Raw genomic sequence first — 20467 nt, forward strand, 5'->3', positions numbered from 1 at the left:
AACTTACTATCGAAACGGTGCGCCCGACGAGATGAAACTGAACAAAAATCCTATTACGCAGCCCCCGGTGCCTTCGCCACCGTCAGGTCCTTCAGGAACTGCTCCATGAGCGGCTTGTTGCCAAACCGGCGATAAGAGCGCTCTGCCTCCAACGAAAATGTCGGTTGGGCCCCTACCAAGCTTGCCATCGTCAGCTGCGCCGCTTCTATATCACCGCGCCGCCCTTGCAGCGCAGCCTGGATGAGCAGGCAGTTGGCATCGCGCGGCGCCCTTACAAGGCATTCGGAGATCACGGTAGCCGACTCATCGCGACGATCAGCGGCGTAAAGAGCCTGGCCGTGCACGTAGGCGTAATATTCCGGTGCCATGGGATGGAGGCGACGTGCCCGTTCGGCATTGGCAACGGCGTCCGCGTAGTCCCCGAAACGGACTTGTGCTTTTGCCAATGCCATCATGCTATCCGGGTCATTGGGATTCAGTTCGACGGCGCGCTTGGCGGCCTGCAAGCCGCCCGCATAATCGCCCTGCACCGCCAGCCCGAAGCTGATCACCTGATAGCCGAGCGAGAGATTGGGATCGAGGCGCACAGCCTGGCGCGCTTCGCTAAGACCTAGTTCCAGCTCATGCGCTGTCGCCCGACCACTCGACCTCTTGGCCACATCCGCGATGTAAGTGAGGGCCAAGCCCGCACGGGCGGCGGCATAGGCCGGGTCCATTTCCAGCGCGCGCTGATAGAGGCCGCGTGCCTCCATAAGTGCTTCCGCATCCTGGACGCCATGCCGGTATCGATGACGGGCCCGCAGGAGAAGATCGTAAGCCTGAAGGTTGTCGGTCGGACGTTGCGCGGCAGCGATGGCTTCACTTCGGCCGATATACGGCGCGAGCTGGGCGACGATTTCCGTGGTCAGCTCGCTTTGTACGGTGAAGACGTCGGCAACCTGCCTGTCGAAGCTGCGCGACCAAAGGTGCGCGCCCGATTTCACGTCGATCAGCTGCGCCGAGACGCGAAGCCGGTCCCCCTCGCGGCGCGCGCTGCCTTCCACCACGTAGGAAACGCCCAGCTTTGCCCCGAGCTTGCGCATATCGCTGTCTTGCCCGCGCACGGCATAGGTGGAGTCGCGCGCGATGATCTGAAGCTCGGAATTCCTTGCGAGCGCCGTGGTCACATCCTCGGTCAGCCCGTCTGCAAAGTACGACTGGTCCCCGCCCATGGTCGCAAAGGGCATGACCGCAACTGACGGGCGCGGGTCGGCGCGGGTCTGGTCGAAAGATAGCGCGGCCGGGAGCCGGCTGACCATCGCCGCCAGGGAAAGCGGTTGGATTTGGGTGCCGATGAGGACAAGGGCTACGGCGGCGACGCCATACGACCAGCGCGCAGCGGTACCGCGTAGAACGCGCGGGACTTTTCGCCAGCGAGACCACGAGGATTGCGCGCGTCGGACCCGGTAGACGTTAAGACGGTCGGGAATGTTTTTGGCGCGCCTACGGCCCACACGCGCGAACACATCGCCGCGATTGCGGTCTGCGGCCATGACGACAGCGCCGCTAACAAAGATGCTACCGGGATCGGCCATCGTCTCGAGCCGTGTGGCGACATTAACGCCGTCGCCGTACATATCGCCATTATCCTCGATGACATCACCGAGGTTGATGCCTATGCGCAGCTCAAACGGGGCGTTGTCGAACCCTTGCTGGATGGCAGAGCCCGCATCAACGGCTTCGTTGACGCTGGGAAACATCGCCAGAAACCCGTCCCCGGTCTTCTTGAAGATGCGTCCACCATGCTGCGCGACTGTGGGCTCGATCAGATTGTCGAAGACCGTGCGCAGCTCTTTATAGGTGGAGGCCTCGTTTTCGGCCATCATCAGGCTGTAGCTGACGATGTCGGCGGCCATGATCGCGGCGAGCTTGCGTTCCATCAACGGTTTCCCTGTACAGGGGCCAAGCACAACTGGCATTGCGGACATTCTACGCCAGCTTGAAATTAAACCTTCCAACCCGCATGCGGTTATCAACACAGCTCATATATGCGTGAGCAATGAGACCCGTCCGGCGGCGCGCAAGCAGCACCACTCCGCTCGTACGGCTGATCCTGAGTTTCCCTGCGGGTTCCCATATGGCGACGGTGAGGCCGGCGCTGGGTCAGCGGGCCGTCGTCACCGCCCCTGATATTCGGCCCAGCAATCCGTCGTTTCATAAACGCGGACCGCCCACAGCTGCGGCAGGCTGGGCTTCAAGCGGTCCCAGATCCAGACCGCGATATTCTCGGCGGTCGGGTTCGCGAGGCCGTCGACCTCGTTCAGACACTGGTGGTCCAGCGCCGCCATGATGCCGGCGAAGCTTTTCTCGATATCGAAGAAATCAGCGACGAAGCCGGTGTGCGGGTCGACCGGCCCATCCAGCTGGACCTCGACCCGATAGGAATGACCATGCAGCCGGCTGCACCGGTGAGTCTCGGGCACGTTTGGCAGCCGATGCGCCGCCTCGAACTTGAACGCCTGCGATATCCTCATCCAGCTCCCCACACGGCATGGCCATCCGGTCTCGGGCCGGTCTGGCGACCAGATGCTGTCCTGTCCTGACCTTTCGGCAAAGAATGGCGCGCCCGGAACGATTCGAACGTCCGACCCTCAGATTCGTAGTTTCAGGGTCTAGCTACTCAGACGTACGAAGCACTACGATTTAGCTATATTCTTCAATCAAGTCAGCGACATCCGGTCGCGGATCTACGCCCTATTTCCTGGTTGCTAGGTTGCTATCTGGTAGCTACTACTCGGTGTAGCTATTTCGGTCGGTATAATGACTACGAAACGTATTACCAAGCGCGTCGTCGACTCCCTCAAACCCGGCGAAATCGTCTGGGACGGCGAGCTGTCCGGGTTCTCCGTTCGTTGCCAGCGGAGGGACAAGGTCTATGGTCTGAAGACGCGCGTGAACGGGCGCCAGCGATGGTTCACGATTGGCAAGCATGGCGCCCCATGGACGCCGGACACAGCGCGGCGTCATGCCGTCGGCATGCTAGGTGAGATCGCTCGTGGCGGAGATCCGTCGAGCGGGAGGTCGACGACGAAAGACCTCACCGTCGAGGAGCTGACAAAGCTGTTCCTAGCCGAACACGTCGATACGAAGCGCAAAGCCAGTACGGCCAGCCTCTACCGGGACATCCTGAGCCGGATCGTTCTCCCGAAGCTGGGAAAGCGGATCGCTAAGGACGTCAAGAACGCTGACATTGCCGGCCTCCATCACGATCTGCATGAGACCCCGTACCAGGCAAATCGGACCGTTGCCGTCGTCTCAAAGATGTTCTCGTTCGCTGAAGCGCGGGAACTGGTTCCCAAAGATAGCAACCCATGTCGCCATATCGAGAAATATCGCGAGAGTCCTCGCGAGCGTTTTCTCACTACGGAGGAGATTAACCGCCTAGCCGAGGCCATCCAGGAGGCCGAGCAAAGCGGTCGCAGCCTGCCATCCACGATCGCGGCTATCCGTCTCCTTCTGTTCACAGGAGCCCGCCGCGGTGAGATTCTGACACTCAAATGGGACTACGTCGATTTCGAGCGATCGATGCTGTTCTTGCCCGACAGCAAGAGCGGCAGGAAGCCCATCCACTTGAACGCCTTGGCAACTGCGGTTCTTCGCGAGCTGCCCAGGCTGGCGGGTAACCCATACGTCCTTCCAGGACGGAAGGAGGGAGAGTCAGTCAAGGAACTGAAGACCACCTGGAAATCGATTAGGCACCGAGCAGGCTTGGAGACCGTTAGGCTCCACGACATGCGCCACACCTTCGCCAGCATTGCCGCGGGTTCTGGCGCATCTCTGTACATCATCGGCAAGCTGCTGGGTCATAAGAATCCAGCCACGACCCAGCGTTACGCCCATCTCGCAAACGATCCGCTCAGATCCGTCGGCCAGCAAATCGCCGATAGCCTGGGAGCCGCTCTAACCCCCAAGGCGCCAGAGGCGCGTTGAGCCCTTCTCAATAAATCCATCACGCAAGAGCGAGATCGAGATGTCCCGCCCGAAATCTTCTGCCCGCAAATCCCAGATCCCCGAACACCGTATGATCATCGACATCCGGAACTGTTCATTCAGCTACTTCGCCTGCTGTCACTCGTCGGAACGGCCGCGCCATACGACAGAGGAAGCAATCATCACCCTGCTCGGCAGCATAGTTGAAATCGATCCCCCTCAACCCGAGCACATCGGCCAGGCCATCGAATGCGCATTCACCTTCGAGCGCAGCCTTAGGGAAGATCGGGTTGGCGATTCCGACTCACGTCTGAGCCTTTTTTCAATACAGCTGTCGCGAACCACCCGGTCATTATTCGCTTATGTGCCGGAGGGCCTGCTTTGGGGCCTTCAGGCCAGGTGCGAGGCCGGTGCTATCACCCGCATCGAAGCTACCTACCTCAAGCCGTTCCGCGGTCATGGGGATGTGACGAGCTTTCATTTCACCGGACCAACCTTTCCGGTGCCGAGTAGTCGGGCGGTCGATAACGGCCAGCTAGTGCAGTCCGGGATGCAGTAACGAGCGGAGTCGAGCATGCCTTCCGAGTTGCCCAATCAGATTTCCCTCGCCCAGGTGGCGCTATGGATCGCTCGGGGAATCAGACCAGTACCCGAACAATTGTTTGCACGCACGAAGGTGCGCTTGGACGAGGATGAACTTGGGTCCAACGATACCTTGCGCCGGCTCCTCGCGCTGCTGGCTGACGGGGAGCTAACGGCCACCGCCAAGATCAGCGTCGTCTACGAGGGTGAAGATCCACTGACGCCAGTCCCTGTTCCCCAGATCGGGCCATTCGAGGTGCCATCCTCAACCTGGTATTCAGGGGACATTCGATGGAACGCCTCTGCACTGGAAATAACCGAAGGGTTTGATCTGCCAGGTGAGCTGTTTGACGCGCTCGATTTCTCAGGCGATTTCTTTGCGTGGGGAAACCGAGCCTTCTTTGAGCCCGTGGTCCTCCCGACCGATGAGGTATTGTCCGCGTTGCCTGCCCTTACGAGCCCGGTCTCCGGTGCGCCTGTCAGAACGAATGTCGGTGGTCGACCTGCAAAATACGATTGGCCTGATTTCTATGCTGCAGCTGCGGCTTGGATCTATGAAAGCGGTATTCCGAAGACCCAGGCGGACATGGTGAAGGCAATGGCTCAATGGTGTCAGAACAACTGGGACACCGAACCTGGTGACACGGAGCTGAAGGGACGCATCCGCCGGTTCCTGGACAGATTCAGGAAGGAGGTCGGAAACTAGTTACCGACCGTTACCGGCCGACACACGTTCTCGCCCGTGACAGAAGCCTCGCAGAAATTCACTGCAAGAGGCACGAATGACAACAGACCTACTTCCCCAACAAAAACTGGCCCACATCCTCGCCGTCTCGGAACGCACGCTCGAACGGTGGCGCGTCGAAGGATGCGGCCCGGCCTACCTCAAAGCGGGCAGGCGAGTCCTTTACCGCCGCAGCGACGTGGACCAGTGGCTCGACAACAATGCTCGCACCTCCACGTCGGCCAAGGTGTCGTACAATGTCTAAGCGGCGCCCCCCTGGAGGCCAACGGGCACTTCTGGATGCCCATGCCGTGGCGCGCGCTCTCTGTGGCGCGGTAACTGGTCGCAACCGGGTGCAAGCCCCAGGACCCGGCCATTCCGCGAAAGATCGGTCACTCAGCGTTAGACTCGAGCCGAACGCGCCAGACGGCTTCTTGGTCCATTCGTTCGCGGGTGATGATCCGATCGCCTGCAAGGACCATGTCCGGCAAGCCCTCGGCTTACCGGCATTCAGCCCGGCTAGGCACCGCCCGCGCCGGCCGCAGATGACGTCGGTACGCGGCCTCGTTCGCGGACGACGGCATGCGCCCACCGAGAACCGCTCAGCGAGGCAGTTATCGAAGGCCCGGTGGCTCTGGAAGCAGGCCGTCCCCATCGGGGGCACACCGGCCGAGACGTACCTGCGGGTTGCGCGGCATTATTCGGGCGACCTCCCGTCCACGCTGCGCTACCTGAAGCCGAGCGATCAATACCCCGCAGCCATGGTCGCCGCCTTCGGAATGGCGCGGGAGAATGAACCCGGAGTGCTTGAAATACCGCCGGGTGACGTTTCCGCCATCCACCTAACGCGCATCCGCGCTGATGGCACGGGGAAAGCTGGCACCGAGAGCGACAAGATCATGATCGGCAGCAGCAGCGGCACGCCGATCATCGTCGCACCGCCGAATGATCTGCTGGGACTGGCAATCGCTGAAGGCATCGAGGACGCGCTTTCGTGGCATGCGGCCACGGGACTCGGAGCCTGGGCAGCTGGAGCGGCATCTCGCCTGCCGAGGCTCGCCGCAGCCGTGCCGCGGTACATCGACTCCGTCTGCATCGTCCCGGACGAGGATGACGCCGGATGGAAACACGCCAATGAGCTTGCCACGGTGCTACGGGCTCGCGGATTCCAAGTGCAGCTGGGGAGATGGTCCGCAATCCGCGGTTCGGAGGGTTCGATCTAAAAATGATCAAGCAGGACGCAAACAAAATTCTAGGGAACGAAGGCTCTGAAAGGTTGAGAGAGATGTTCGATGAGATGATGAGCGACCACGACGCTGATCCGATGACGGGCAACGGTGCCGATCCGGATCAGTCGCGTGATGACGAGTCGATGTACAAAGGTGATGAGCGGAAAGCGCCCCGGCTTCAGACGATCTGCCTCCGGGAGTTCGCCCAATTGAAGCTGCCGCCGCGAAAGATGGTCCTGGATCCGATCCTGCCTCAGAAGGGACTGGGGATGCTGTTTGCTGGGCGCGGGATCGGCAAGACGCATACGGCACTCGGAATGGCCTATGCCGTAAGCTGTGGTGGCGAGTTCCTCCGGTGGCACGCGGAGAAGCCCAGAAACGTCTTGTACGTCGACGGCGAAATGCCCCAGCAAGCGCTGCAGGAGCGCCTGTCGGCCATGATGGATGCATCCGACAAGCAGCCAGAGGATGGTGCTTTCAGGCTGTTGTGCATGGATCGACAGGAGCTTGGCTTTACGCTCAATCTGGCCAACCCGAAGCACCAGGCCGCCTTGGATCGCCAGTTGGATGATGTAGGATTTCTGGTCCTGGACAATCTCTCCACGTTGATGAACGGCGGCCCGGAGAACGATGCCGAGTCTTGGGTCTCGATGCAGGAGTGGCTGCTGCAATTGCGACGCAGGGGGGTCACCGTGCTCCTGGTTCACCATGCGGCGCGGAACGGCAATGCTCGAGGCACCTCGAAGCGAGAGGATGTCTTGGACACGGTCATCAAGCTCAAGCACCCGGACGACTATGATCCCTCAGAGGGGGCTCGGTTTGAGGTTCACCTGGAGAAGGCACGCGGCATCTTCGGGGAGAAGGCATTGGGCTTCGAGGCAAAGCTCGTCCCGATGGAGGATGGTGGTTCGGCCTGGGTTTGCCGCGATCTCGGAGAAGAGGACGAAGAGGAGATGGAGCAGATCTTGAAGTTGTCCCACGAAGGTAAGTCTGTTCGTGAGATCGCAGAGCTGACCGGCAAGTCAAAATCAGTAGTCGGCCGGCTGCTCAAGGAGGCGAGAAAATTCAACGAACGGTAGCACTACTATAATGACTGTCCCACTGTCCCCCTGCCTACGTGTGGGACAGCGGGACAGGACCGCAACTGGGTGCCGCTTCGTGCGATGATGTTCAAGACTGTAGGAATCCCATCAACGCCTCTTGCTCCGCTGCTCAGCGAGGTATGATGAAGATCTATTCCCAGGCGCCGCGGTCCGGATTCCAACGACCGGTCGCGCTTTCCGGCAAAGGAAGAGCCGCAAGCACGGGTTCGAAGAACCGCCGCAGCTCCGCCAACAAGTCGCCCAATGGAGGCGGCGGCAGCGTGGGCGGATTGCGGCGCAGAAAGCCTGTCCATAGCGCTTGTTTGTCGGCCATCTCGGCGAACTGAGACGTCAGCGCCACCGGCATCTCCGTCGGGAACGCGGTTTCCCGCCTTTGCAGGGTACCGCTAACCGCCTCGACCAGCGTAGAGAGGTTGAAAGCGAAGGTTCGCGCCGTGACCCAGATATCGTGAAAATCTTTGATCCTGCCGTTCGCTTCGCCAAAGCGGATCATCGCTTCGAATTTCTCTGCAATTACTGTCTCGGGCGGGTACATCAGGACGTCCGCCGCCGGCAGGTCCGGCAGCAGGCTGGGGAAATTGTTCCGGCTGGGCGCGGGATGAACACTGTCACCAAACCCGATGTCCACCTGGACAGGGATCACCGCCGTGCCAAGACGTCCCCTCAGGGAGAGTCTGACACCCTGATATTTTTCCTCCTCGCGGACCGCCTCCACCTGCAGCGTAGAGGGGTCGAAGATGATGCCATCCGCCGGCGCCTCGACCTGGCAGATAAGGGTGAAGAGATCAATGATGGCAGCTGGATCGGGATCCCCTTGCCCAAGAAGGTCAAGATCACCCGTGGGCCGAAACACTTGTTCGGGCCAAGTCACGAAGAGCATCGCGCCCTTGAGGACGTATCGCTCGCGCGCCTCGGTTCGGCTTAGTCTGAATAGCAACCGCTCAATCGCGTAGCGCGTCAGAATCCGTTGATACTCGTCGCCGTGCTCCTTGGCGTGGTTGAGCAGGCGCTGACGGATCGAAGCACCGGGATCTTTGAGCGGCTTGCCGATCATTGAAGCGCCTTAAGAACGGGGCGGATTCTCTCGGCCACACGATCGATCTCGGCGTACCTCATGACATCGCTCACTGTAGTCTTCCGCAGGCGGAGCGCATCGCGGAGTGCCTCAATCGCGACGTCCTCCCCGATATGACGACGGTGCTTGAAGCAATCGGCGATGGTTTTAGCTACGCCGTATATGGGGACGTCGACGCCTTCGACTTGCACATGCTCGACGCCAGCTGTCATCACATCGCCTGTGGCACGGACGATTTCCAACGGGAAGCCAATGGCCTTCGGAGTTCTAGCTTTGTGCGGAATGGTCAGCCAGACGGCATGCGGCAGCTGGGTCGTCAACCCGTGGTACCGGAGCGCACTGGCAAGGCTAACGACTCCGTTGGGAATGGCCCGTGCGGCTTCCGCAAGATTATGAGCGACATCTTCTCCGACTCGCTCCGGATCTTGGTAGAGCCCTCTTCCAAGTCGAACGAGTTCACCTGTGTCTGTCAGTCGCTTCAGGTAGACAAGGGGGATACCCGCGGCTTTGAAGTCGCGGGCGCGGGCAATGCCTCGGGCCCGAACGAGATTGAGGGCGCGCTCGCGATAAGGCAGCACATGACGTTGGGTCATTTTGTTATCTTTTGTCGGCACGTCAGCAGATTTGTCGACATTGAACAACATTTGAAGATTAGCACCTGATGTCATAGATTTCCTATGACGATGCCAACCTCTAGTCCAGCTCGGAATGAACGCGAAGGCGCGCCCGTCCAGCCGCTAGAAAGCGCTCACACGAAATTTGTTACCAACAGCAGGCAAATAAAAATAGTTGCCATCATTAGATAACATTTGGAAAGTGCTAACTGACGTCATATATTTCTTATGACCATGTCTGCAAATGCCGAATTGACCCCAAAGCTCGTAAAGGCTGCCCGCGCCTTGCTGGCCTGGTCCCAACAGGATCTTGCCAGAAGTGCCGGCGTGGCGACCTCGACGATAGCGGATTTTGAACGGGGCCAGCGCACTCCGGTGGCCAACAATGCTCAGGCTATCCGAGACGCACTGGAAACCGCCGGCATTAGCTTCCTGCCGACCGGCGCGCTAATCGGACCTCCGATTCCCCGCATCACCAAACCTGAATCTCACGGCGCACCGCTTCGCTGGGTGGATGCCGAAGACCTAGCCGTCTGGGCAAACCGCCTAGATGGTGTGGCAAGCCTCCCAACCCTGCTGGCGCACCTAATTCGTGCGACGCACGGACCCGCAGTCGAACTTCGATTTCCATCGGACGAGGGCATCCGTCATCCGGGCTGGGACGGGCTCACCACCGCCGAAGAGGGCGGTGCTTACGTTCCGAAAGGTCAAGCTGGCTGGGAGATAGGGAGCCAGCGCGAAGGCATCGCGCAAAAGGCGACCGAAGACTACAACAAGCGAACCGCGAAGCCCGCGCCGCTCAACCCGGCGACCTCCACCTATATTTTCGTCACGCCCCGTCATTGGCCGAAGAAGAGTGAATGGACCGAGGCTCGACAGACAGAGGGGCATTGGCAGGCCGTGCAGGTCTACGACGCCGACGACCTCGTGCACTGGATCGAGCAAACGCCCGCTGTCGGGCTGTGGCTGGCCACGCGCCTGGGTAAGCGCCCGCCCGGTACGCGCGAGCTTGAAGAGATTTGGGAGGAGTGGTCACTTGCCACTCAGTGGCCCCTCACCGGCGACCTGGTCCTCAGTGACCGAGACGAGGATGCTGCCGAAGTCCTCCGCTGGCTGCGCGGAGCGCCGTCGGTTTTCTCGATCCAGGCGACCACAACGGACGAGGCCGTCGCCTTCTTTCACGCCACATTGAGCATGCTGCCGTATGAGACGGCCGCGCACTATCGTGCGCGCTGCCTTGTTGCAACTGACGCCGCCGCCGCCCGAGCAATAGCGAATGCGCCTGCGCCGCTGATTATCGTACTTACCGAGCCAGAACCGGGGCTCGCGCGTAGCTTGGTGCAGCGTGGCCATTTTGTCCTTCAGGCCTATGACGATAGTCCGGTCTCGGCCGGTGAAGTGCGAAAGCTTGCGCGGCCTTCCCGCGAGGGCATTGCTGCCGCACTAAGCGAGGCTGGCATTCCCGAGCCGCGGGCGCGAGCGCTGGCCCGCGATAGCGCCCGCAATCTAGCAGTCCTACGACGCCTCATTCCAAGCGCGCCGGGACGTGTTCCGGACTGGGCGCAAGACCCTCCCCCCCGCGCGCTAGTCGCTGCGTTGCTTGCCGGCGGATGGGACGATGAGTCTGAGTTCGACAAAGCCAAAATCTCCGAGCTGGCCGGCCAACCCTACGAAGAAGCGGCGGCCGCGCTCGCCCGCTATGTCGGCGAGTTCGATAGTCCGCTACGCAAGGTCGGAAAAACTTGGCGCGTCGCGTCGCCTCCCGATGCTTGGCTGTTGCTGGGATCATACGTGACTGCAGCAGACATTGATCGCTTTGAAGCAGCAGCGCACGAGATCTTGGGCTCTACCGACCCTCGTTATGACATGGAGCCAGACGACCGCTGGATGGCTTCAGTCCGTGGTATTCGCCCGGTTTATTCCGGACTATTGCGGCATGGCGTCGGTGAGGTCCTGATCCTGCTCGCCTTGTGGGGTGACAAGATTCGGATGGTGCCGAGCGCTCATCGGCGCGCCGACGCCATCGTCAGCAAGCTGCTCCGGGGTGCCGACCAACGGCGCTGGTGGTCCCTCTCTCGGGATTTCCGGCTGTTGGCCGAGGCGTCACCGAACGCTTTCCTCACTGCCATCGAGGACAGCCTAGATCAGAATGATCCTCCAATACGTTCCCTCTTCGGCTCGGACGAAGGAGGTGTGTTCGGCACCGAGCATCTGTCTGATCTACTTTGGGCTTTGGAATCATTGGCGTGGTCGCCAGAACTCCTCGCGCGCGTAAGTCTCGTTCTTGCTCGGCTGGACGCCATCGATAGTCCACCCGGTCGTTTCGCCAATCGTCCGGGAAACAGCCTTCGCCATATATTTCTGCTCTGGCTACCTCAAACCCATGCCCCTCTAGAGCAACGCCTTCGCGTATTGGATCTAATTCGCAAACGGGAGAACGATGCGGCGTGGAAGCTGATGCTCGCGGTACTGCCGCAAGCGCACGACACATCCGATCATGCGCCAACGCCGCGTTGGCGCGACTTCACGGTTGATAAGTCGGAGGTGGTGACTTGGCCATTGATCGCCCGAGGGGCCGCGGCCATCAGCGAACGGATTCTCAGCGATGTCGGTCTGCACGTTCCCCGCTGGCTGGATCTGTTCGACCGCTTGGTCGACATTGCGCCCGATCGTAACGCTGCCATTGACCTCCTGAAGAGGGCCGAGCCGCAGATCAAGTCCGAGACGGACCGATCGAGGCTATGGGAGGGATTGCGCAAGGTGCTGCACCATCACCGACAGTTCCCTGATGCCGATTGGTCCTTGCCGCCCGATGAGCTTGATCAGCTTGAAACCGTCTACGATCGCCTAGCGCCATCCGATCCGTTCGAGCGCGTCGCTTGGCTCTTCGAACAATCGGTGAGCCTGCCCAACCCATCACATGAGGGCTGGCAGGCCGAGGAACGCCAGCTGGATGAAACGCGCCGACAGACCGCTCGAACAATCTTCTCCGCATACGGCGTAGACGGAATCCTCAAGCTGGCGCGGCTTGTCTCGACGGCTGGCTACATTGGCAGAGCCTTGTTCGAAGCGGGTCTCGGCAAGGCCGACCTCGACAAGGTCCTGGAGGCGTGTGTGCGAAGTGACAATCCGCACGAGCGCGATGTCGCTCACGGCTTGATCATCTCTGTCTTTCGTGAGCGGAAGGAATCCTGGGCCGCCGCGCTAATTGCCAAGGCGCGTAAAGAAAAATGGGGAGATACAGCGCTGCTCACCATCCTTCGGGCTTTGCCGCAGGAGCGCCGGACTTGGGATCAGGCCGCGCAGGCCGGCGAAGCGATTGAGCAAGCGTACTGGCGGCGCGCACCTATTCTTTGGATAGGCGACGACAGCGACAACCTCGCTTTCTCGGTGCGCAAGCTGATCGAGGTCGGCCGAGCCCGACATGCCGTACATCTGGCGGCTCGCGACCGTGAGCATCGGCTGCAGAGCGATCTTTTGGTGTCCGTGCTGACGGAGGCGCTGGGTCAGCCGTTTGAGGGCGATAGCGACGCAAACGAGACCACGATGTTCCAACACCACGTCGTGGAAATCCTCAACCAACTGGACGAGAAGCAAGACGTCAGCATGGACGCCCTCGCCCGCTTGGAATGGGCCTATCTACCACTGCTCCAGTATTCGCGAAGGCAACCAAAGGCCCTCGTAAAGGCGCTGTCTGAACAACCTTCGCTCTTCATCGATATGCTCCGTGCCGTTTTTAAACCCAGTGAGGACAGCGGTGTAGTTGAGCCCGAGCCGACCGATCCAGAACGGGCCGGTGCCGTCGCCCAACAGGCTTACCGGCTGCTCGACCTCTGGAGCCGGATTCCTGGGACGCGCGACGATGGCACGATCGACCCGAACGCGCTAAAGGCTTGGATTGAACAGGCAAGATCGCTCGCGAAGGCAGTCGGACGTAGTGAGATTGCCGATAGCCGGATCGGCGCGATGCTTTCCGCATCGCCTAACGGCGCTGACGGGGTCTGGCCTGCCGAGGCAGTGCGGGAAGTCATCGATCACTTCGGCAGCAAGCCGATGATTGACGGCTTCTGGATCGGGAAACGCAACCGCCGGGGTGTCACATCGCGGCGACCGGGAGACGGCGGCAACCTTGAACGAGATGAGGCCGCCAAGTACCGAAAGTACGCCGCAGCCATCGTTTATGAGCACCCCGGCACTGCGAAGGCTCTCGACACCTTGGCCGACAGCTACGAGCAAGACGCGCGCCGCCAGGATGAGGACGCCGAGCGACTAGACTGGGGACAGTAAAATACAAAGCAGTGTAGGCTCGCCACAGATGCCAGGCTTTAGCTCCTGCAGCGCCGTGTCCCGCCGTCCCAATCCCCAAAGGGGGGACACTGGGACAGGCTAGTTCCCTCAATTGTGAGAAGCGTTGTGCTGAATAATAAGATCGATATCAACCAAGAACTACTCCGGCCTGATATCATGGCGCGCTGCCGTGCCGCGCTAATCGAGCGGTACCCGTTGTTCCGTCATGTATCGCAGTTCAGCAGCTTGCAATCCATTAGGCAGACGGGGATCGAGCCCCGTATTGACAAAGGACCGCCCGACTATGTCAAGGCGCGCTTCGGTCCGAGCGCAGGACCGATCGCTTGTTGGCATCCGATAGGCGCGGAACTAGAGCCAAGTGGTACGAAGCAGCCGCCGTTTATCCGTTTCGTCATTCGCAGCTCGTCCCTGCCCGAAATGATCGGCCCGGATTGGTCGTATGACGACGGCTTGCCTAGGATATTGCGCGATTCCGACCCAACTATCACGCCGGAGCAGATCATGCTCGACTACGCACGACGTCGGGGGTCGATTGTCGCGTACTCGGCTGTGTCTCCAGAGAACCTTATGGTCTGCGCGATCGGCTGCAATGAGATCGACCCAGCCAAGTGGCCATTCCTGCCGGACGTTTCGGATGAGGATATCCGCAAGTTTGATTGCTGAGATCTTTGGTCGTCGGCTTAGGCTCATCGAATCAAAGCAGCGTGGTTACCTTCGGCGAGACGAACTCGCGATGTGTTGGCCGCTCAAGAAAGCATTGCGCAGGAAGTCGGTGGGACAGTGGTTCCGCACCCGCGTCGATCTGGTCATTTCGAACTATCTCCGCAGTCACCCTTGCTAGATTCTAGCTCGCTTGTTTTCATCAGGTCTTCGGAGACCTCATTTTCAGCCGGGTACGAGGGGTAAGACGAAAGTGGTCGTGCGCGGTCCGGAACATCAGGATCGATAACGCCCCAGGGCATTATTTCATAGGCCATTAAGGGCCGACCAAGAAGCGACACGCTTCCCGCCTTGTCGGGCCACAGTACGCCAATCGGAGCTACGTTGGCGTGCTCGTAGATTTTCACGAGCTGGATCGGCCCCCCGACACTCGGAAAACTCTTTGACCTGATGATGTCCCGCAATACCTCGAAGGGCTCCATATCAAATGATCCGCTAGAGATTTTGCCTCGATCCCTGAGCAACGTGACCAAGCGCTTTTTCGCTTCGTCGATTGCATCATCGTCGCCGAGATATTCAACGAGTTTGTGACTATCAGCGTCCTGGCCGCGCCATTCGCCTGCCGGCCTGAAGGTGAACCGCCCAATCGATACATCGTAGAATAGCTTCCAGATATGGAACCGCCGTGTACGCCAAGAGTAGCCGCTGATAGCGAATATGGCGCCAGGATCGCTGGGCGCTTTTTGACCCTGTGGTAGGCCTCCGATGAACCTCCGTGAATGATTAAAAACGCGAACAAGATGACCCTTAAGGTCTGCCAGATCCATGGCACGGCTCTTTGCCGGACCAAACATCTCAATCGCATTCCACGCTTGGAGCATAAGGGGATAGGCGTCGTCAGTATCCCCGCCAAAGGATAGTACCGCATCGCTTCGCGGAAGAAGCATGATCTTAGGGTTGGCGTCCCAATGTTGACCTCCACTGAGTCTGCTATCTGAGGCGACGATCATTTCTCGTATTCCGCCGACTGATCGAGCCCAGATGATGCCTAGGGTCAAATAGTCCTCCCTCTAACGCTATGGTCTTCGTAGCTCGGCATGATCCGTCTAAGTTAGGGACAAAGCTGCAAATCTGCCATCAGTGCGAACTCGAGAACCGCAACCAGGTGCGTGCCAAACGGCGCCCTTTGACTTACTCTAACTCGCGATTCGCAAATTTCGCAACCAAGAGTAATTATGGGACAGAGCAAGAGGAAGAATAAGCAGCGCCAAGAGGACAGCCTCTTGAGCAAGCGGCTAAGTCGCGCACGCTTTAATCTGTACACGTTGGGAACGCGGCACTCGATGGCGCGCGTCTTGGCCGAGGAACTGTCATGTTGGTCAGATCTCAACGAACAGATTATCGGCCTTGTATTTCGCGATAGGGAGGATGACGACTTTGGCTGGATACTTCTTGCGAGGGATCGAGCCGGGCGCTTCCGTTGGGTTAAGATGGAGCACAGCAAAAAAAGCGAAGACTACGCAACAATTGGTCTGCGTAGCGCGATTGCTTCTACGCTAAAGACGGACAATCTTGCTGAGCTGGGTTCTCAGGGCGATGAGCCAAACGAACCTTTCGACCTCTTGAGAGTCTCACCGGAAACCGATCCGACCAAGCTTCATCCCTATTTCCGGCAGCTCGCAGACACTGCTGGCCGAGCACCGGCACGAGCCGCTGTCAGGGAGATTGGTCCATGGCTGGCGCCATCCGACCCGCATTTCGTGCAGGAATTTCAATGCCAACACTTTGATCAACGTTTGTGGGAGCTTTACCTTTGGGCGGCTTTCCGTGAGCTTGGCTTTGATGTCAAACAACTGGAGGCGCCCGACTTTGTTTGCAGTGCCCCAGGAATCGCTTTCACTGTAGAGGCGACTACAGTCTCCCCTTCGCAGACGGGCCCGTTGGCAGCGCATCCCAACCCGCAAACCCCCGAGGAAGTTAAGGATTTCCTGGCGAACTACATGCCCATGAAATTTGGATCATCCTTGATGAGCAAGCTCAACAAAACGGACGCTCAAGGACGTCATTATTGGGAGCGCGAAGAAACAAAAGATAAGCCCTTCGTTCTTGCTGTGGCGGACTTCCACAAACAGGCGGAGCAGGACCAACTCGGCTCAATGACGTTCACGCACTCTGCTCTATGGCCTTACCTCTATGGTCACCGGGTCGAATGGGAAATGAAAGATGGCCAGCTCATTACGCGGGCGGTGAAAAATTCGTCCCACACCTTCGGCACCAAGAGCATACCTTCTGGTTTTTTTGACCACCCCGGGGCTGAGAATATTTCGGCTGTTCTCTTTTCCAATGCCGGAACGATCGCGAAATTTGATCGCATGGGCGTGGTTGCGGGCTTCGAAGCACCTGGGCACAAGTACCTTCGAATGGGTTTCCGTTTCAATCCAGATCCTAATGCCACAAGAGGCATTTGGTTTTCGGAAGATGTGGCCGATCCGTCCTATTTTGAAGGTTGGTCCGACGAGCTGCAGATATTTCACAACCCGAACGCCCGTATACCCCTAACGCACGAATGGCTCTCTGGGCTGGCACAATTCTATTTCGAAAAAGATTCCCAGTTCTCGATCATCCCCGACCACCATGTCTGGGCGTCGATGACCTCATTGATCCGTCTTGTCCCCAAAGGCGAGCGAAAGAAGCTCTGAAGCGGACGAAAATTCTTGAATTTTTCTGGTTTTTGGAACAATTTTTTCTCATTACAAAACAATCCCTTAGGAGATTTTCAGCCTTAAATAATCCCGCTTTTATGGAGTGGGCAACTTCGAACCCATTTACTGAATTTGGGTCCCACCATTCTCAGTCCTCGAACCCCGTCGATTCCGGCTTGAACTTGAGTTGCCGCGCGTTGTCCCGCACCACGCTTACGTCGTTGTCTGCAAAGCCCTCGTCAGCCACCGCCTCGATCTCCAACGTCAACTTCACCTTGGCTCCCTGGGTTCGCTGAAGCTCCATGACAACGGCATTTAGGATTGCGTCAAAGGCCTTCACCGGACGCACCATATCGAGATCGACCGATCCATAGAACCGACGGGTCTTACGGGGCTGCGCTGGCGCGGGTTTGTCGTCGGTAGTGCTTGGTGGGGCCCCTGGCGCCGCGGGCCATCCAGCGGGCGCTGCAGGCCCTACAGTTGCCTTCTCAGCGAGCTGCCTCTTCGCCGCGGCATCGCTGACGAGGACTGCATTTGCGGGGAACGGCTGAGGCGGATCCTTTGCCCAGATCAAACCGCGATATTTTCCGCTTGTCTCGTCGAAACTGTCGGCATAGCCGAACTGCGGGTCAAGCTTTGCAACGGCATCCCTGATCGACGCTTCCAGGACTACGCGATCACGCAACTTCGGCAGATAGACATAGGACGAAAACCAATCGGTGAGTTCCGATACAGGCAAATGCTCCCTGTCCTCTGGCCAGATGGGCTTCAGAGCGTGCCAAAGGCGTTCCGTTCCCAGCTTCTCCAGAGCAATCCCGTCAGCCCTCGCCTTGTCGTAGACAACTGCCGGAATAGCAGCGCGGTCACGCGATGAAATCAAGCTATGCTCTAGTTCGAACGGCTTGCCCGCAGTGTCGCTCTTAACCCCGTAGAGAATGTGGCTCCATGCGCTACGAACCGCCTTCTGAGCCGAATCGCGATTTGTCCTCGCCTTGTCTTCTGCGTCCGCAATCTGCGCAGTTGTCATAGCATCGTGCAAACGCTTGTCGTCGACGATTTGCTTCCATGCCATTGCTTTGCGCATGACATCTCGGGCCGTTCCCAGACCCGCCTCGTCAGCTCCAACGAAAACAAGGGTATTGCGGAAGCGCCGCTGAGTAGCACGACAGCGCGTCAAGGCATCGCTCGCGGCATCCGTTGCAGCAGATTTCACGCCTCCCTTGCCGACATGCGGGGTAGCGGGACCAAGTATGACAAGAGACAACGCCTGAGCTTCGTCAATCGTCACCGGATCATCTGGAGCGGCATAGACGCGGTCGAATCCGCCCTTGATCGCCGCGTCCTTGCGGAGAACGTCGGCAATCGCTTCGTCTACATCGTGGTCCGCCAATGCCTTCGCTCGATCATCCGCGAGCCGATTGAGTGTGGGCTGCGTCGAGAACCAATAGCGGCCCGCTTCCTCATAGAGATAGGTGGCACGCTCCGTCAGTTCTCGAAGCGCTTCGCCGAAGATCGCAAGTTGGTCCCCCGGCTCAGCGCAGGCAAGCCGGAGACCCTGACCGGTAAGCCCTGCATTTGGCTGCCCAACCAATGGTGCAGAGCATAGAAAGACCGCCCGGGCCGCACGAGTAGCAGCCCGCAGCTGGGATATCCTGCGTGACGGATTGGCCTCCATCCGGCTCGGCAACGACCCCTCACCATCGACCTCCTTGTCAACAACGGAGCCGAATTGGGGGTCGAGTGGATACAGCACGCTCGCCCTAACACGTTCATGGGCTACCGGAATGCGAGCAGGCGTGATCAGTGGATCATGTGCTTGAGAGTGCCAGAGAACTCCCACCACGTTGGCCATGAACCGCAGAACGCCTCGCGTCCGCTGAAATTTCTCCAAGCTTGCCCAATCCTTCGATAGCCGATCGAAAAGCTCCGGGTGGATCGGATAAGAAAGCCGCAACAGCTCTAAGTACCTCTGCTCCTTGGCCTCTGGCGGAAACTCGGCTGCGTTCTTCTTGTACAGATCATGGAAGGCTTTCACGGTCTCTTCCCGCGCCTTTTCTCCATCGGAGTCGAGCGCCTGAAAGAGACGACGGCGAATGATTTCGTAAGTTTCATCGCCGGAAGCCGGCAGCCAAGGTGACTGCACACGGCCAAAAACCTTCTCAAGTCTCCGCAGCGCCGCCTTTCCTCGTTCGCCTCCCGCCTCCGCGTCGCTTTCTGGCAAGGAGCCGATGATCAGGATGCCGGGTACCATTTTTGCCGCTTCGGTCAGCGACTGAACGAATGACAAGAACGCTTCGAACCGATCATCATCGAGCTGGCGGGCAAACATCGTCAACTCGTCAAGAAGAATAACGCTCGGGCCGGCCAGCTTGAAGACCTCGACCATCACCCGAGACCCCGGGCTCGTTCGCGCCGCCTCAGCTTCGGCAACGAGAGCAAGTCCTTTTTCGCCGGCAAGCCGCCACGCAATGTAACCCCAAACCGTGTGAACCTTGGGGCCCTTGTCTATCTTTAGGCTTACATCGGGCCCGTCAGCGGAGCCGACGAACACCGCAATCTTTGGTTTTGGCAGTTTGCGCGCACCGGTCTTCTCGACGATCTCTGCAACGCCCGCCAGCCGGCTTGCATCGCCACCTTCACTCAGATGACGTGCCAAATGATAGATCGCGAGCATAGTGTGGGTCTTGCCTCCACCGAATGAGGTTTGAAGACCGATCACTGGATCGCCGCCTGTGTCTCCCAAGCGCTGGACGGCCGAGGTTAACACCCTCCGCAATCCTTCAGTTAAGAATGTGATGCCGAAGAAATTTGTCGGCGTCGCATAGGCGTCGCTTGCATGGCCTGTGTCGACGGCGAAAAGGTCGGCCGCGAACTCAGCCTCCTTGAACCGGTTTGCGATCACATCTGGATGAGGCAGCGCAACCTCAATCCAAGGTTTGAGTGCTTTACCGGTCCGTTCATCAACTGTAGCCGACTGCGGTAGAGTAAGCGTCGCTTGAGCGGACTTTGATGCCGGAGACGGCGTTACGACCGTCTCCGATGCAGGCGATCTAGCCAGCCCCGACTGGCGCTGCGCGTCATATAGCTTCTTTAGTTCGGCGACTTCGGCGGCCGGCGCTTTCACCAACTTGAGCAGCTGATGCATTGCATCGAGGTATCGCAACGCTTCGTCATCTTGAAGACCAATAGCAAGATGGGAAATAGCATTTCTGGCTTCGAGTGCCATTGATGCAAAATTGCGCGCCTTATGCTTGTCGTTTCGACCAAACGCATCATCAAAGGTCTCGCGCCAGCGATCAATCATCGTCTTGACCAGACCATAGGCATCGAGTGGCGCGTTTGGCACCCCCCCGGAAGCTCGGCTTGCATAATTTAGCCAGTTGGCGCCGTGAGCCAACTTCATGCGCGCTTCTACGAATGGCGTCAGGCCTCTCTGAAGATGATAGAGCCCGCCTTGAACTCGTTGGAGCGTCTCTTTTTCAGCCGACATCAAACCCTCCC

General features: G+C 59.1%; 15 protein-coding genes. 9 read left to right on the top strand and 6 right to left on the bottom strand.

Annotation, left to right across the window (positions count from 1 at the left end; genetic code table 11):
* Nucleotides 1-53: 53 nt before the first annotated feature.
* Together ACTEK7_RS25630 and queD are read right to left on the bottom strand one after the other, a co-directional pair.
* Entirely contained in the window at nucleotides 54-1919 is a 1866-nt protein-coding gene (locus ACTEK7_RS25630) for a tetratricopeptide repeat protein (protein ID WP_225140599.1), read from the bottom strand.
* Nucleotides 1920-2156: 237 nt separating this feature from the next.
* Nucleotides 2157-2513: a 6-carboxytetrahydropterin synthase QueD gene (gene queD / locus ACTEK7_RS25635; protein WP_036014055.1), complete on the bottom strand. Its 357-nt coding sequence runs from the start codon at nucleotides 2511-2513 to the stop codon at nucleotides 2157-2159.
* Nucleotides 2514-2799: 286 nt separating this feature from the next.
* Between queD and ACTEK7_RS25640 the strand changes: the two genes are divergently transcribed.
* The 6 genes from ACTEK7_RS25640 (at nucleotide 2800) to ACTEK7_RS25665 (ending at nucleotide 7583) form a co-directional block, all read left to right on the top strand.
* A complete protein-coding gene (locus tag ACTEK7_RS25640; RefSeq protein WP_225147267.1) occupies nucleotides 2800-3969 on the top strand; it encodes a site-specific integrase in 1170 nt (389 codons plus the stop codon).
* Between the two features lie 40 nt (nucleotides 3970-4009).
* A complete protein-coding gene (locus ACTEK7_RS25645; protein ID WP_225147266.1) occupies nucleotides 4010-4528 on the top strand; it encodes a hypothetical protein in 519 nt (172 codons plus the stop codon).
* Between the two features lie 15 nt (nucleotides 4529-4543).
* Nucleotides 4544-5257, top strand: a complete 714-nt coding sequence (locus ACTEK7_RS25650; protein WP_225147265.1) for a hypothetical protein — start codon at nucleotides 4544-4546, stop codon at nucleotides 5255-5257.
* 76 nt (nucleotides 5258-5333) lie between these two features.
* On the top strand, nucleotides 5334-5540 hold the full coding sequence (locus tag ACTEK7_RS25655) for a helix-turn-helix transcriptional regulator (RefSeq protein ID WP_225147264.1): 207 nt from the start codon (nucleotides 5334-5336) through the stop codon (nucleotides 5538-5540).
* A gap of 169 nt (nucleotides 5541-5709) precedes the next feature.
* Nucleotides 5710-6498 (top strand): DUF7146 domain-containing protein, encoded by a 789-nt coding sequence (locus ACTEK7_RS25660; RefSeq protein ID WP_225147263.1) that lies wholly within the window; start codon nucleotides 5710-5712, stop codon nucleotides 6496-6498.
* Between the two features lie 2 nt (nucleotides 6499-6500).
* Complete coding sequence (locus tag ACTEK7_RS25665) at nucleotides 6501-7583, top strand: AAA family ATPase (RefSeq protein WP_225147262.1); 1083 nt, start codon at nucleotides 6501-6503, stop codon at nucleotides 7581-7583.
* Between the two features lie 154 nt (nucleotides 7584-7737).
* Here the strand turns inward: ACTEK7_RS25665 and ACTEK7_RS25670 are convergent, their stop codons facing one another.
* Together ACTEK7_RS25670 and ACTEK7_RS25675 are read right to left on the bottom strand one after the other, a co-directional pair.
* A complete protein-coding gene (locus ACTEK7_RS25670; protein WP_225147261.1) occupies nucleotides 7738-8661 on the bottom strand; it encodes a nucleotidyl transferase AbiEii/AbiGii toxin family protein in 924 nt (307 codons plus the stop codon).
* The gene (locus tag ACTEK7_RS25675) at nucleotides 8658-9350 is read right to left on the bottom strand and encodes a type IV toxin-antitoxin system AbiEi family antitoxin domain-containing protein (protein WP_225147260.1); all 693 of its coding nucleotides are present in this window, start codon (nucleotides 9348-9350) and stop codon (nucleotides 8658-8660) included. The genes ACTEK7_RS25670 and ACTEK7_RS25675 overlap by 4 nt, the downstream gene beginning before the upstream one ends.
* Nucleotides 9351-9524: 174 nt before the next feature.
* Here ACTEK7_RS25675 and ACTEK7_RS25680 point away from each other — a divergent pair, with 174 nt between their 5' ends.
* Nucleotides 9525-13583, top strand: a complete 4059-nt coding sequence (locus tag ACTEK7_RS25680) for a helix-turn-helix domain-containing protein (protein ID WP_225147259.1) — start codon at nucleotides 9525-9527, stop codon at nucleotides 13581-13583.
* 126 nt (nucleotides 13584-13709) lie between these two features.
* Nucleotides 13710-14267, top strand: a complete 558-nt coding sequence (locus tag ACTEK7_RS25685; RefSeq protein ID WP_225147258.1) for a hypothetical protein — start codon at nucleotides 13710-13712, stop codon at nucleotides 14265-14267.
* Nucleotides 14268-14410: 143 nt separating this feature from the next.
* Here ACTEK7_RS25685 and ACTEK7_RS25690 read toward each other — a convergent pair whose 3' ends face one another.
* Nucleotides 14411-15274 carry a hypothetical protein gene (locus ACTEK7_RS25690; protein ID WP_225147257.1) on the bottom strand — a complete coding sequence of 288 codons (864 nt, stop codon included), beginning with the start codon at nucleotides 15272-15274 and terminating at the stop codon, nucleotides 14411-14413.
* 225 nt (nucleotides 15275-15499) lie between these two features.
* Between ACTEK7_RS25690 and ACTEK7_RS25695 the strand changes: the two genes are divergently transcribed.
* Nucleotides 15500-16963 (top strand): hypothetical protein, encoded by a 1464-nt coding sequence (locus ACTEK7_RS25695; RefSeq protein ID WP_225147256.1) that lies wholly within the window; start codon nucleotides 15500-15502, stop codon nucleotides 16961-16963.
* Nucleotides 16964-17114: 151 nt separating this feature from the next.
* On the opposite strand, the gene ACTEK7_RS25700 is transcribed toward ACTEK7_RS25695, so the two are convergent.
* Nucleotides 17115-20456, bottom strand: coding sequence for a DUF499 domain-containing protein (locus tag ACTEK7_RS25700; RefSeq protein WP_225147255.1), 3342 nt, complete (start codon nucleotides 20454-20456; stop codon nucleotides 17115-17117).
* Nucleotides 20457-20467 lie beyond the last annotated feature (11 nt).

Source organism: Bradyrhizobium sp. JHI2711 (assembly GCF_056156565.1).

Coding starts and splice junctions, on each gene's coding strand:
- ACTEK7_RS25675 (WP_225147260.1), bottom strand. CDS start 9,350: ATGACATCAGGTGCTAATCTTCAAATGTTGTTCAATGTCGACAAATCT.
- ACTEK7_RS25655 (WP_225147264.1), top strand. CDS start 5,334: ATGACAACAGACCTACTTCCCCAACAAAAACTGGCCCACATCCTCGCC.
- ACTEK7_RS25645 (WP_225147266.1), top strand. CDS start 4,010: ATGTCCCGCCCGAAATCTTCTGCCCGCAAATCCCAGATCCCCGAACAC.
- ACTEK7_RS25690 (WP_225147257.1), bottom strand. CDS start 15,274: ATGATCGTCGCCTCAGATAGCAGACTCAGTGGAGGTCAACATTGGGAC.
- ACTEK7_RS25665 (WP_225147262.1), top strand. CDS start 6,501: ATGATCAAGCAGGACGCAAACAAAATTCTAGGGAACGAAGGCTCTGAA.
- ACTEK7_RS25630 (WP_225140599.1), bottom strand. CDS start 1,919: ATGGAACGCAAGCTCGCCGCGATCATGGCCGCCGACATCGTCAGCTAC.
- ACTEK7_RS25640 (WP_225147267.1), top strand. CDS start 2,800: ATGACTACGAAACGTATTACCAAGCGCGTCGTCGACTCCCTCAAACCC.
- ACTEK7_RS25700 (WP_225147255.1), bottom strand. CDS start 20,456: ATGTCGGCTGAAAAAGAGACGCTCCAACGAGTTCAAGGCGGGCTCTAT.
- ACTEK7_RS25670 (WP_225147261.1), bottom strand. CDS start 8,661: ATGATCGGCAAGCCGCTCAAAGATCCCGGTGCTTCGATCCGTCAGCGC.
- queD (WP_036014055.1), bottom strand. CDS start 2,513: ATGAGGATATCGCAGGCGTTCAAGTTCGAGGCGGCGCATCGGCTGCCA.
- ACTEK7_RS25695 (WP_225147256.1), top strand. CDS start 15,500: ATGGGACAGAGCAAGAGGAAGAATAAGCAGCGCCAAGAGGACAGCCTC.
- ACTEK7_RS25650 (WP_225147265.1), top strand. CDS start 4,544: ATGCCTTCCGAGTTGCCCAATCAGATTTCCCTCGCCCAGGTGGCGCTA.
- ACTEK7_RS25680 (WP_225147259.1), top strand. CDS start 9,525: ATGACCATGTCTGCAAATGCCGAATTGACCCCAAAGCTCGTAAAGGCT.